12 protein-coding genes are annotated in these 13,210 nt (G+C 65.1%); 10 read left to right on the top strand and 2 right to left on the bottom strand.

Annotated elements, in window-relative coordinates; genetic code table 11:
* Positions 1–219 precede the first annotated feature (219 nt).
* Positions 220–1,440 (top strand): FAD-dependent oxidoreductase, encoded by a 1,221-nt coding sequence (locus IVB23_RS09395; RefSeq protein ID WP_247803324.1) that lies wholly within the window; start codon positions 220–222, stop codon positions 1,438–1,440.
* Positions 1,441–1,444: 4 nt separating this feature from the next.
* Here IVB23_RS09395 and IVB23_RS09390 read toward each other — a convergent pair whose 3' ends face one another.
* Together IVB23_RS09390 and IVB23_RS09385 are read right to left on the bottom strand one after the other, a co-directional pair.
* Positions 1,445–2,359, bottom strand: coding sequence for a ribokinase (locus IVB23_RS09390; RefSeq protein ID WP_247803323.1), 915 nt, complete (start codon positions 2,357–2,359; stop codon positions 1,445–1,447).
* An 18-nt stretch (positions 2,360–2,377) separates the two neighbouring features.
* Complete coding sequence (locus tag IVB23_RS09385; protein ID WP_061878211.1) at positions 2,378–3,271, bottom strand: sugar kinase; 894 nt, start codon at positions 3,269–3,271, stop codon at positions 2,378–2,380.
* A gap of 212 nt (positions 3,272–3,483) precedes the next feature.
* On the opposite strand from IVB23_RS09385, the gene IVB23_RS09380 reads away from it, so the two are divergent.
* The 9 genes from IVB23_RS09380 (at position 3,484) to IVB23_RS09340 (ending at position 13,207) form a co-directional block, all read left to right on the top strand.
* On the top strand, positions 3,484–4,332 hold the full coding sequence (locus tag IVB23_RS09380; RefSeq protein WP_247803322.1) for a VOC family protein: 849 nt from the start codon (positions 3,484–3,486) through the stop codon (positions 4,330–4,332).
* Between the two features lie 152 nt (positions 4,333–4,484).
* Positions 4,485–5,192 (top strand): TetR/AcrR family transcriptional regulator, encoded by a 708-nt coding sequence (locus tag IVB23_RS09375; protein ID WP_197967052.1) that lies wholly within the window; start codon positions 4,485–4,487, stop codon positions 5,190–5,192.
* 210 nt (positions 5,193–5,402) lie between these two features.
* The gene (locus tag IVB23_RS09370) at positions 5,403–6,212 is read left to right on the top strand and encodes an ABC transporter permease (protein ID WP_061878209.1); all 810 of its coding nucleotides are present in this window, start codon (positions 5,403–5,405) and stop codon (positions 6,210–6,212) included.
* A 57-nt stretch (positions 6,213–6,269) separates the two neighbouring features.
* The gene (locus tag IVB23_RS09365; RefSeq protein ID WP_197967053.1) at positions 6,270–7,262 is read left to right on the top strand and encodes an ABC transporter substrate-binding protein; all 993 of its coding nucleotides are present in this window, start codon (positions 6,270–6,272) and stop codon (positions 7,260–7,262) included.
* Between the two features lie 151 nt (positions 7,263–7,413).
* Positions 7,414–8,259, top strand: coding sequence for an ABC transporter ATP-binding protein (locus IVB23_RS09360; protein ID WP_247804804.1), 846 nt, complete (start codon positions 7,414–7,416; stop codon positions 8,257–8,259).
* Between the two features lie 218 nt (positions 8,260–8,477).
* A complete protein-coding gene (locus IVB23_RS09355; RefSeq protein WP_247803321.1) occupies positions 8,478–9,875 on the top strand; it encodes a hypothetical protein in 1,398 nt (465 codons plus the stop codon).
* Entirely contained in the window at positions 9,872–11,023 is a 1,152-nt protein-coding gene (locus tag IVB23_RS09350) for a Gfo/Idh/MocA family oxidoreductase (RefSeq protein WP_247803320.1), read from the top strand. The genes IVB23_RS09355 and IVB23_RS09350 overlap by 4 nt, the downstream gene beginning before the upstream one ends.
* A 130-nt stretch (positions 11,024–11,153) precedes the next feature.
* A complete protein-coding gene (locus IVB23_RS09345; protein WP_247803319.1) occupies positions 11,154–12,344 on the top strand; it encodes a dihydrodipicolinate synthase family protein in 1,191 nt (396 codons plus the stop codon).
* A complete protein-coding gene (locus IVB23_RS09340) occupies positions 12,344–13,207 on the top strand; it encodes a sugar phosphate isomerase/epimerase family protein (RefSeq protein ID WP_247803318.1) in 864 nt (287 codons plus the stop codon). Before IVB23_RS09345 ends, IVB23_RS09340 begins: the two co-directional genes overlap by 1 nt.
* Positions 13,208–13,210 lie beyond the last annotated feature (3 nt).

The raw sequence follows: 13,210 nt of genomic DNA, 5'->3' as shown, positions 1-13,210 counted from the left end.
TCCCCGGCAGGAGGTCGAGACTCGAACTAAATCGCAGAAGGGCAGGGGTGACAATCCCCGGCCGCCGCTCTTGCGCCGGGCGGAACGATCGGCTCAAATGGGGCTGCCTTCGTCAAGGGACGGACACGAGCGCCGGCTCCTCCTAAGGCCAGCAACCAGAATCAGCGAGAGAGGAGACGGCATGGGTTACGCTCGTGTCTTCCGGAAATGGGCTGTCCAATGACGGGCGGTCCTGTGATCATCGTCGGCGCCGGCCATGGCGGCTATCAGGTCGCAGCATCGTTGCGCCAGGCCGGCTTTTCGGAGCGCATCTGCCTGATCAATGACGAGGCGCATCTGCCCTATCAGCGCCCGCCACTGTCGAAGGCCTACATCAAGGGCTCTGCCGGACCGGAGAGCCTGATGTTCCGGCCCGAGAAATTCTATCAGGACCAGAAGATCGAGCTGATCGCGGGCCGCGCCGCCTCGATCGACCGCGCCGGGCACAAGGTGCATCTCGCATCCGGCGAGACGCTGGCTTACGGCCACCTCGTGCTGGCGACCGGCGCGCGCAACCGCCTGCTCGACCTGCCCAATGCCAACCTGCCCGACGTGAGATATTTGCGCATCCTCGACGACAGCGAGGCGCTGCGCAAGATCATGCCGTCGAAGACACGTGCGGTGATCATCGGCGCCGGCTTCATCGGCCTCGAATTCGCCGCGACCGCTCGCATCAAGGGCCTCGAGGTCGACGTGCTCGAGCTCGCCCCGCGCGTGATGGCGCGGGCGGTGACATCAGAGGTCTCGGAGTATTTTCAGGAACGCCATCGCGAGGCCGGGATCCGCATTCACCTTGGCGTGCAGGCCACCTCGATCGAGGCGGAGGGCGGCAAGGTCACCGGCATCTCCTTGAGCGACGGCCGGCATCTGCCGGCCGACCTCGTCGTGGTCGGCGTCGGCGTGCTGCCGAATATCGAGCTTGCGGCGGAGGCGGGGCTTCCAGTCGCCGCCGGCATCATCGTCGACGAATATCTTGCGACGGCCGATCCTGATATCTCCGCGATCGGCGATTGCGCGCTGTTCGCAAGCCCGCGCTTCGGCGGATCGCTGCGGCTGGAATCAGTGCAGAACGCCACCGATCACGCCCGCTGCCTTGCAGCAAAGCTGACCGGCGACAAGAAGCCCTACGACAGCCATCCCTGGTTCTGGAGCGACCAGGGCGACGACAAGCTCCAGATCGCTGGCCTCACCACCGGCTACGACCGCGTCGTGCTGCGCGGAGACCCCGCCAAGAAGGCGTTCTCGGCGTTCTGCTATCACGGCGACAGGCTGCTCGGCATCGAATCCATCAACCGCGCCGGCGACCACATGTTCGGCCGCCGCTTGCAGGGCATGGACCGCTCGATCACGCCGGAGCAGGCCGCGGACGAGAGTTTTGACCTGAAGAGCGCGCTGGCGTGAGTGCTTAGCGCGGCAAAACCGCCGCCACCTCCGCGGCCGTCGGCATCGACGGCCCGGCGCCCATCCGCTGCACGCTGATCGAGGCGGCGGCATTGGCGAAGGCGAGGGCGGTGCGCAAGGGCACATCGTCGGCCAGTTGCGCGGCCAGCGCGCCGACGAAGCAATCGCCGGCGCCCGTGGTGTCGAGCGCCCTGACCACGCGGCCGGGCACGGCAATCTCCTCGCGCCCCGCGAGCGCGAGCACGCCGCGCTTGCCGAGCGTGACGCAGATGGTCTGGTCCTCGCGCGCCTGAAGCTGCCGCGCCACGGCAATGATCCTTGTGGCCTCGTCGTTCTCGGAGAGCCCGCTGCCTGCGAGGAAGCCGAGTTCGGTCTCGTTCAGCACGAGGATGTCGACGAGCGCGAGCAGCTCGCGGGACATGGCCTGCGCCGGTGCCGGATTGAGCACCGTCGTGGCCCCGGCGGCGCGGGCGCGTCGGAAGAACGCGGCGATCGTCAGCAGCGGAATCTCGAACTGGCTGACGGCGACGTCGCCCGCCAGCAGCGGCACGACCTCGACGTCGTCGGCGCCGACCAGCCCGTTCGCCCCGGGAATGACGACGATGGTGTTGTCGGCCTCCGCCACCGTGATGATAGCCGTCCCGGTGTGGGCCTCCGCCGTGTCCTGGACGTAACCGAGATCGATGCCCTGGCCGCCGAGAAAGGCCTTCAGCTCGCCTCCGAATGAATCCTTCCCCAGCCGCCCGATCAGCGTGGTCCGCGCGCCAAGCCGTGACGCCGCGACCGCCTGGTTGGCACCCTTGCCACCCGGAAAATACAGCACCTGCCGGCCGGCGACGGTCTCGCCGACGCGTGGATGGCGATCGGCCGTCGCCACCACATCCATGTTGATGCTGCCGGCGACGAAGACGCGCCCCATAGGAGACCTCGGCGACCGCTAGACTCTGACCTCGAACTCGTGCCTGACCTTGGCGATGTCGACGAGTGTCGGCAAGCCGGCCTCGTTGCCGAGGCGCTGGATCTTGAAGGTCGAGGCGGCGCGCGCGAAATCGAAATGCTCGCGCCAGCTTTTGCCGGGATGGGCGAGGTAGGAATAGACATAGGCGCCGTGGAAGACGTCGCCGGCGCCGTTGGTGTCGATCACGCGCTCGCGCGGGATCGGCATCGCCGGCATCACCTGCACCGTTCCTGTCTCGTCGTACCAGAAGAGGCCCTTCTCGCCCATGGTGACGCCGCCGATCTTGCAGCCGCGGCCCTTGAGGTAGTCGAGCATCTTCTCCGGCGTCAGGTCCATCTGCTCGCACAGCCGTTCGGCGACGATGGCAACGTCGATATATTCGAGCAGCTCATGCGTGTTGGTGCGCAGGCCGCCGCCATCGAGCGAGGTCAGGATGCCCGCCTCGCGGCACACCTTGGCGTAGTGGATCGCGGCGTCCGGCTGGTGGCCGTCGACGTGCAGCGCGCGGCAGCCGCCGAGATTGAGCATCGGGAAGGGGTGGATGTGCTCGTCGTCGCGGCAGCGGACGATGGCGCGCTTGCCGTCCTTGGGCATGATGAAGGAGAGCGAGGACTGGTTGACCTTGCGCCCGTGCAACGAGATGCCGTACTTGGCGCACATGTCCTGGAACATGCGCCCCAGCCAGTCATTGGCCGCCGTGGCGATGAGATCGGGCACGATGCCGAGCTTGGCGCAGCAGAACGCCGCCGTCACCGCATTGCCGCCGAAGGAGACCGCGTAGTCCGAGGCCACGTGCTTCTCGTCGCCGGTCGGCATGTGGTCGGTGATGAAGACGACGTCGATATAGGTCTGTCCGATGAAGAGAGCCTGCATTGCTTGTCCGTGATGCGCTTGTGGTCCCGGCCGGCGGGATTACTCTAGCACCGGTTCCGCTCCGGAGGGACGCTGAAATTATTCGCAAAACTGCCGCCCGAAGCGCTTGAGGTCAGCATGGTGCCGGAATACGACCATGTCGGCCCAATGCCAAGCCCGGACAAACGCCGTCTGTCGGTCCCTGGGTTCCAAGTCGATCAAAAGGGTGCAGGATGATCACCGGCCTCGATCACATCGTCGTTCTGGTGAGGGATATCGGTGCGGCCAAGGCGGCCTATCAGACGCTGCTGGCCCGCGCGCCGGCCTGGCAGAATTCCGGCGAGGGCGCTGACCGGGTGCTGTTCACCCTCGACAACATGACGATCGAGCTGATGGCCCCTCACGGCTTCAGCGCCACCGCCGACCGCATGCGCGCACTGCTCGAGGACCAGGAGGGCATGCTCGCCAGCCTGTGCTTTCGTGTCGCGGACATCGGCAAGATGCACCGGCGGCTGGAGCGGGTGGCCTTGAAGCCGGACCCGGTCGCCGAGGTCGAAAGCAGCGATGCGGTCACCGGCGCGGTGCTGCACTGGAAACGCACGCGGGCTGCCACCGAGCTCACGCGCGGCGTGCGCATGTTCTTCCTTGAGCTTGCCGACGAGCGTCCGAAGTCGGTCGCGACCGACATCGCGCCGATCGACGCGCTCGACCACGTCGTCATCACCACCGAGGATTCCGAGCGCGCCGCCGCGCTCTATGGAGCGCGGCTCGGGCTCGATCTCGCGCTCGACCGCTCGCACCAGGACTGGGGCCAGCTGATGTTCTTCCGCTGCGGCGACCTCATTGTCGAGGTGGTGCGCCGGCCCGTGGCCGGCGGTGACCTCACGCATGACCGGCTCTGGGGCCTGAGCTGGCGGGTCGCCGACATCGACGCCACCCGCGCCCGCCTGATCGCTGCCGGCCTCGACGTCAGCGAAGTCCGCAACGGCCGCAAGCCGGGCACGCGGATCATGACGGTGCGGAATGGGACCTGCGGGATTCAGACCGTGCTCTTGGAGCGCTCGCCGAAGCCGGTGGAGTGAGGGACGGTCTCTCCTCCGTCATTGCGAGCGCAGCGAAGCAATCCAGAATCCCTCCGCGTTGGCAGTCTGGATTGCTTCGTCGCAAGGGCTCCTCGCAATGACGGCTTCCTCGTGTTACACGCTGACCCGAGAACCTCCAGTGAGCAACCGGTTTGGCGAAGGCAAAGCGAACTCTGAAATGGCAGCGCGATCCCGAGGGGATGCGGCTGCGCATTCTCGAAGCCGCCAAGCAGGAGTTCTCCGCCCATGGGCTCGCCGGCGCGCGCGTCGACCGCATCGCGGCCAAGGCCGGCGCCAACAAGCGCATGCTGTACTATCACGTCGGCAACAAGGACGAGCTCTATCTCGCGGTGCTCGAAGGCGCCTATGACAAGATCCGCAGCGAGGAGCGCGGGCTCGATCTCGAGCATCTCGATCCGCCCGAGGCCATCCGCCGCCTGATCGAGTTCACCTGGAATTACTTCCTGCGCAATCCCGAGTTCCTGTCTTTGCTCCAGACCGAGAACCTCGCGCGCGCAAAGCACCTGAAGAAATCGACCAAGGTCAAGTCGATGCACTCGCCCTTCGTCGAGATGATCCGCACCGTGGTGCGCCGCGGCGTCGACAGTGGCGACTTCCAGGTTGCGGTCGATCCGGTGCAGCTCTACATCTCGATCGCGGCGCTGAGCTTCTTCTATCTCTCCAATTCGGCCACGCTTAGCGTGATCTTCGGCCGTGATCTCCTGGACAAGAAGGCCAAGGACGAGCGGCTGGCTCACATGTCCGGGCTCGTGCTGGCGGCATTGACCGGCAAGTCCGTCGCGCTGTTCGAGATCGCGAAGGCCCCGAAGCAGCGCAGCGCGGTGGCGCAGACGGTTTAGCGCTCCATTCTCTCTGCTGTCATTCCGGGGCGGTCCGTAGGACCGAACCCGGAATCTCGAGATTCCGGGTCGATGCTTCGCATCGTCCGGAATGACGACGATTTCGGGGGGCGGAACCCCGGCGCAAAACGTCACAGGGAAAGCTCTGGACAGTATTTATCCAACGGGTTAATTTCTCCCCACAACCAAGAAGACTGCCGGGAGTGAAAATTGGCCGAGCCCAAGCCGCAAAACGCTGTTTCCAAGCTGCTGAATGCGGCCTGGGTTCGGCCGTTCCTGTTCCTGGTCTTCATCGTCGTCGCCTGGGATCTCGCGATCCGAATCTTCAGGATTCCCGCTTACCAGATCCCGTCGCCGCTCGATGTCGTCGCCGTGCTGCGCACCGAATGGCCGGAGCTGCTGCGCCAGTCCTGGCCGACCACCTACGCCACCGTCTGCGGCTTCCTGCTCTCGGCGCTGTTCGGCATTCCCGTGGCGATGCTGATCGCGGGCTCCAAGACGGTGGAGAGCTACGTCTATCCATTGCTGGTGTTCTCGCAATCCGTGCCGAAGATCGCGATCGCGCCGCTGTTCGTGGTCTGGTTCGGTTTCGGCATCATTCCCAAGGTGATCTCGGCGTTCCTGCTCGGCTTCTTTCCAGTCGTCGTCTCCGCGGTCCAGGGCTTCAAGTCGGTCGACCCCGACATGGTCGATCTCGCCCGTGCCATGCAGGGCAGCCGTTTCCAGGTGTTTCGCGCGGTGAACCTGCCGCATGCGCTGCCGGCGATCTTCTCCGGGCTCAAAGTGTCGGTGACGCTCGCCGTGGTCGGCGCCGTCGTCGGCGAGTTCGTCGGCTCCAATTCCGGCATCGGCTACGTGATGCAGCGCTCGATCGGCACCTTCGATCTGCCGACGATGTTCGCGGCGCTGGTGATCCTGGCGCTGCTCGGCGTGGTCCTGTTCTGGATCGTGGACCGGATCGAGAAGCTGGTCATTCCCTGGCACGTCAGCCAGCGCGAGGACGTGATCTTTGCATCCTGACTAAAGCAACGAGCGGCCACCAACGGCCGACGCAACCAACGGGAAGGGAGAGAAACGATGAAGCGGTGGATTGGAGCTGCATCCGTGGCACTGATGGCGTTCGCAGCCATGCCGGCGCAGGCAGCCGATAAGGTCGTGCTGATGCTGAACTGGTACGTCTATGGCGAGCACGCGCCGTTCTATTACGGCAAGGCCAAGGGCATCTACGCGGCCGAAGGCATCGAGCTCGAGATCCAGGAAGGCCGCGGCTCGGCTGCGACCACGCAGGCGGTTGCCGCCAAGACCGCCGATTTCGGCTATGTCGACGTCCCCACCATGATGCGCGCCGCGATCAAGGGCGCGCCCGTGGTTGCGACCGGCGTGCTGCTGCAGACCTCACCGATGTCCGCGATGGGCTTCGCCGACAAGAACATCAGGAAGCCCGAGGACATCAAGGGCAAGACGGTGGCGATCACGCCGGCGGACTCGATGACGCAGATCTGGCCGCTGTTCCTGAAGAAGACCGGCCTGAAGGAGAGCGACTTCAAGACCGTCGCCGGCGACGGCCAGACCAAGCTCAATGCCGTCATCAACGGCCAAGCTGATCTTCTGCTCGGCTACGTCATGGACCAGTCGATGAAGATCAAGGACGCCACCGGCAAGGACGTCTATCCGATCAAGTTCGCCGACTACGGCATCAACATGGTGTCGTCCGGCATCATCGCCAACACCGACTATGTGAAGGCCAACGCCGATCTCGTCCGCCGCTTCATGTCGGCAACGACGAAAGCGGTGGAAGCCGCCGAGAAGGAACCGAAGGCCGCGGCGCAGTCGATCCTCGATGCTAATCCGAAGGGCGGCAAGATCGACACGCTGACGCAGGGCTTTGAGCTGACCATCCCGCTCTACCGGACCGCGGAGACCAAGGGCAAGCGTCCGTTCCAGGTCACCGACCAGAACATGACCGAGACCGTCAATCTGCTGGTCGAATATGGCGGCCTCGATGCCAAGGCCAAGGAGAACCCGAAGGCCTTCTACACCAACGACTACCTGCCGAAGAGCGGCTCGTGAGCAATCAATCTCCACTGTCGTCCCTGCGAACGCAGGGACCCATAACCACCGGCCTTGATGGTTACGGAAGGTCTCAACCCGCGTGCCCGAACGCTCCGGCTCGGCGTATGGGTCCCTGCGTTCGCAGGGACGACGCGTGGAGAGGGTTATGATGACCCCTGCGACCAAGCCAGTCGATATCAACCAGCCGGCCGCGCATCTGAGGCTGGTGAGCGACCGGGCCGGCGATGCGTCGGGCATCAAGCTGTCAGGCGTGTCGAAGACATATCGGACGCGCGACGGCGATGTGCCGTCGCTGCGGCCGCTCGACTTCCACATCAATGACGGCGAGTTCTTCGTCGTGGTCGGCCCATCCGGCTGCGGCAAGTCCACGCTGCTCAAGCTGATCTCGGGCCTGCTGGCGCCGACCACGGGCGAGATCCTGGTCGAGGGCCAGAAGGTGACGACGCCGCACGGCAATGTCGGCATCGTCTTCCAGAACGCGCTGCTCTTGCCCTGGCGCAACATCCTGGGCAACGTGATGCTGCCGATCGACATGAAGCGCCTGCCGCGGCAGGAATATCTCGACCGCGCCAAGTCGCTGTTGAAGCTGGTCGGCCTCGAAGGCTTCGAGAAGAAGCTGCCCTGGCAGCTCTCCGGCGGCATGCAGCAGCGCGCCTCGATCTGCCGCGCCCTGGTGCACGATCCCAGGATCATGCTGATGGACGAGCCGTTCGGCGCGCTCGACGCGCTGACGCGCGAGCGCATGAATGTCGAATTGATGCGGATCCAGCGCGAGACCAAGAAGACCGTGCTCTTGATCACGCATTCGATTCCCGAGGCTGTGTTCCTCGCCGACCGTGTCCTGGTCATGACCGAGCGCCCCGGCGCGATCGCCGCGATCTACGACGTGCCGCTGCCGCGCCCGCGCTCGCTCGACGTGATGGCCGATCCTGTCTTCACCGAGCTCGTGCAGCGCATCCGCGAGCACTTCTTCTCGCAAGGCGCATTGGATTAGGGGCGAGTGATGTTCTCTGGAGCCGCCACAAGCACGGTGCGCTCCCTCCCCCGCTTGCGGGGGAGGGGTGGGGAGAGGATGTCTCCGCATCGGGAGTGTCCCGTTGCGGATAGAACCCTCACCCGGCGCTGCGCGCCGGCCTCTCCCGCAAGCGGGAGAGGCGAGTCGCCCGCGGTCATGCCTGTCGCACCACGTTCAACTCGTTTTGTTGTGAGATCATGCCCCCCCGCCTGAAGCTGCGAGACATCGCCTTCTTCGAACGTCCCGTGCAATTCGCGCGGCCGTTCCACTTTGGCGCGATCACGATCAACGCGACGCCGCAGCTGTTCGTGCGGGCCGAGATCGAGGTCGAGGGCAGGGGCGTTGCGGTCGGTGCCAGCGCCGAGCTGCTGGTGCCGAAATGGTTCGACAAGCGGCCGGAGCTGTCGCCGGCGCAGACAGTGGACGAATTGCGCCGGTCGCTGGGGATCGCGCGCGGACTCTATCTGGCTCGCACCGGATATCAGACCGCGTTCGATCTGCATGCCTCGTGCATCGGTGCCCAGATCGCGACCTGCGCGAAGAAGAACATTCCGGCGCTTGCTGCGGCTTATGGCCCCGCGGAGATCGACAAGGCCATCCTCGATGCGCTGCTCCGCGCCGTCGAGACCAATTTCTTTGACGGGATGGCCGGCAATATCGCGGGTATCGATGCGCGGCTTTCTCCTGATTTGAGCGAGAGGGACATCAGGACGTCTCTCTCCGGCCGGGTGCCGCTGGAGCGTGTTGCCATCAGGCATACCGTCGGCCTTGATGATGTCGTGGAAGGCGAGGGCGGCGTTGCCGATCCGCGCGAGAATACCGGCGCGCGCTACTTCAAGCTCAAGCTGTCCGGCGATCCGGCTGCCGATGCGGCGCGGCTTGCGCGGATCGGCAAGGAACTCGATACGCTGGGGTATGACTACAAGGTCACGCTCGACGCCAACGAGCAGTACGCTGACCTCGCAGCGTTGCGGGCGCTGATCGACCGGCTTGATCATGACGCCGCGCTGCGCCAGATCGCGGCGCGATTGCTCTATGTCGAACAGCCAATGCCGCGCGACATCACCCGGCAATCGCCGCTGGGCGCACTGGCAGATCGCGGTTTCATCATCGACGAAGCCGATGATTCCTATGATGCCTTTCCGGCCGCCCGGGCCCTCGGCTATCGCGGCATCTCGTCAAAATCCTGCAAGGGGCTCTACAAATCCATCGTCAATGCCACGCGTGCAGCGAAATGGAGCGCGGGCGTCGAGCAGTACTTCGTGACCGGGGAGGACCTCACCTGCCAGGCTGGTCTCGCCGTGCAGCAGGATCTTGCGCTCGGTGCCTTCATCGGCGTCACCCACGCCGAGCGGAACGGCCATCACTATGTCGACGGCTTCGGCGAGACGCCGGTCGCCGAAGCCCAGGCCTTCGCGGCCGCGTATCCCGATCTCTACGCCGATGCCGGTCAGGGCATCCGCCTCTCCATTCACGACGGCGATCTCCTGACGGGATCGCTTCACACAGCAGGCTTTGCCACCGCGGTCCATCCGGACTGGTCGGCGCTGCGCCCGCTCGAACAGCCAAATTCACTTCAGGAGCAGTTAGCATGACCACCCAACGCCTCGGCCTCATCATGAACGGCGTCACCGGACGCATGGGGCTCAACCAGCATCTGATCCGCTCGATCGTCGCCATCCGTGACCAGGGCGGCGTCCGCCTGAAGAACGGCGATTGCGTCATGCCCGACCCGATCCTGGTCGGCCGCAGCGCCGAGAAGGTCGAGGCGCTGGCCAAGCGCTACAACATCACGCGCTGGACCACCGACCTCGACGCCGCGCTCGCCGACAAGAACGACACCATGTTCTTCGACGCCGCGACGACGCAGGCGCGCCCCGGTCTTCTGACCCAGGCCATCAACGCCGGCAAGCACGTCTATTGCGAGAAGCCGATCGCCACGAACTTCGAAGAAGCGCTCGAAGTGGTCAAGCTCGCCAATGCCAAGAGCGTCAAGCACGGCACGGTGCAGGACAAGCTGTTCCTGCCGGGTCTGAAGAAGATCGCCTTCCTGCGCGACTCCGGCTTCTTCGGCCGCATCCTCTCGGTGCGCGGCGAGTTCGGCTATTGGGTGTTCGAAGGCGGCTGGCAGGAGGCGCAGCGGCCGTCCTGGAACTACCGCAGCGAGGACGGCGGCGGCATCATCCTCGACATGGTCTGCCACTGGCGCTACGTGCTCGACAACCTCTTCGGCAACGTCCAGAGCGTGGTCTGCATCGGCAACACCGACATCCCCGAGCGCTACGACGAGCAGGGCAAGAAGTACAAGGCGACCGCGGACGATTCCGCCTACGCGACGTTCCAGCTCGAGGGCGGCATCATCGCCCACATCAACATGTCCTGGGTGACGCGCGTCTATCGCGACGACCTCGTCACCTTCCAGGTCGACGGCACGCTCGGCTCGGCGGTCGCGGGGCTCACCGATTGCATGATCCAGGCGCGGCAGGCGACCCCGCGGCCGGTGTGGAATCCCGACGAGAAGCGCCTGCACGATTTCTACGGCGACTGGCAGAAGCTGCCCGACAACGTCACCTACGACAACGGCTTCAAGGAACAGTGGGAGATGTTCATCCGGCACGTCTACGAGGACGCCCCCTACAAGTTCACGCTGCTCGAAGGCGCCAAGGGCGTGCAGCTCGCCGAATGCGCGCTGAAGAGCTGGAAGGAGCGGCGCTGGATCGACGTCGCCCCGATCAAGGCGTGAGGTCGCTCGGATAAACCCCGATGTCCACCAAGCCGTCATTGCGAGCGAAGCGAAGCAATCCAGACTGTTGCCGCGGAGGCACTCTGGATTGCTTCGCTTCGCTCGCAATGACGAGGAGAGGCCTAGAATCATGAATAAACCCGTCCAGCCGATGTCGTCATTGTCGCTCAAGCTGCCCAAGGCCGATCGCTCGATCGAGACCTACCGGTTAGCTGCCTCACGCACGTTCCCCGCAAAGCTCGAGGGACCGCTGAACCGCATCGCCTTCTCGGCCGTACACACGGTCGCCGATCCCTTGGCCGACAACGATCCCTGGCTGTCGGTCACCGTCGACTGGGACAAGACCATCGCCTTCCGCGAGCACGTCTGGGATCTCGGCCTCGGCGTTGCCGAAGCCATGGACACCGCGCAGCGCGGCATGGGCCTGGACTGGCCGACTTCGCTGGAGCTGATCACGCGCTCGGTCGCCGCCGCCAAGCGCCGCAACGCGCTGGTGTTCTCCGGTGCAGGCACCGATCATCTCGCAGTCGAGGACGCCAGGAGCCTCGATGACGTGATCCGTGCCTACGAAGAGCAGATATCGGCAGTCGAGAAAGTCGGTGGTCGCATCATCCTGATGGCGTCGCGCGCGCTGGCGAAACTCGGCCGCAACGCCGACGACTACGCCAAGGTCTATGACCGTGTGCTGTCGCAGGTCCGTGAGCCCGTCATCATCCACTGGCTCGGCGACATGTTCGATCCGGCGCTGACGGGATATTGGGGCACTGGGGATCTCGACGAGGCGATGGATACGGCAGTCGCCATCATCAACGCCAACGCCGCCAAGGTGGATGGCGTCAAGGTCTCGCTGCTCGACAAGCAGCGCGAGATCGACATGCGCCGGCGCCTGGACAAGCGCATCAAGATGTACACCGGGGACGATTTCAACTACGCGGAGCTGATCGCCGGCGACGAGCAGGGTTTTTCGCACGCGCTGCTCGGCATCTTCGACGCCATCGCGCCGGCGGCGTCCTACGCGCTGTCGCGGCTCGCCGCGGGCGACGAGGCTGGCTTCCACGACGTGCTGGGGCCGACGGTGCCGCTGTCGCGTCACATCTTCAAGGCGCCGACGCGCTTCTACAAGACTGGCGTCGTGTTCATGGCCTATCTCAACGGCCATCAGGATCATTTCACCATGGTCGGGGGACAGGAGAGCACGCGCTCCATGCTGCATCTGGCCGAGCTATTCCGTCTGGCTAACAAGGCCGGCCTGCTCGCCAACCCTGAACTCGCGACGCGGCGGATGAAAGCCGTGCTCGCCACCCACGGCATCGAATCCTGATGCGCGACTTCTCGTCCGACCACCGCTGGCTGTCGCTGAACACGGCGACGGTCCGCAAGCAGGGTGATCTCGTCGCGATCGTTGAGGCCTGCGCCAAGCACGGCATCCGCGCCATCGATCCCTGGCGCGACCAGGTCGCGTCCGTCGGTCTCGACCGCGCCGCGCGCGCGGTGCGCGATGCCGGCCTCGAACTCTCAGGCTATTGCCGCGGAGGCATGTTCACCTCGGACGCCTCGCGCCGGGGCGAGGTGCGCGACGACAACAGGCGCTGCGTCGACGAGGCCAAGGCGCTGGGCGCCTCCTGCATCGTCCTCGTCGTCGGCGGCCTGCCGCAATATTCGCGGCCGGGCAGCGAGGCCTCGAAGGATCTCGTGGCAGCGCGCGGGCAGGTCGAGGAAGCTCTTGCCGAGATGCTCGACTACGCGAGGCAAGCAAAGCTGCCGCTGGCGATCGAGCCCCTGCATCCTGCCTATGCGGCCGACCGCGCCTGCGTGAACACCACGAAGCAGGCGCTCGACATCTGCGACCGGCTCGACCCTGATCGCACCGGCATGCTCGGCGTCGCGCTCGACGTCTATCACATCTGGTGGGACCCGGAGCTGATGAGCCAGATCGCGCGCGCCGGCCAGGATCGCCTGCTCGCCTTCCATGTCTGCGACTGGCTGGTACCAACGAAAGACATCCTCAACGACCGCGGCATGATGGGCGACGGCGTCATCGACATCAAATCGGTGCGTCAGGCGGTCGAGGCGCAGGGCTTTGCCGGCTATTCCGAGATCGAGATTTTCTCGAACGACTGGTGGGCTAAGCCGATGAACGAGGTGCTACGCACCTGCATCGCGCGGCATAAGGCGGTGGTCTAGGTC

Origin of the sequence: Bradyrhizobium sp. 191 (assembly GCF_023100985.1) — a bacterium.
Classification (GTDB): domain Bacteria; phylum Pseudomonadota; class Alphaproteobacteria; order Rhizobiales; family Xanthobacteraceae; genus Bradyrhizobium; species Bradyrhizobium diversitatis.
Note: the sequence above shows the minus strand (reverse complement) of the source record. Positions and strands in the feature narration are given on the sequence as shown.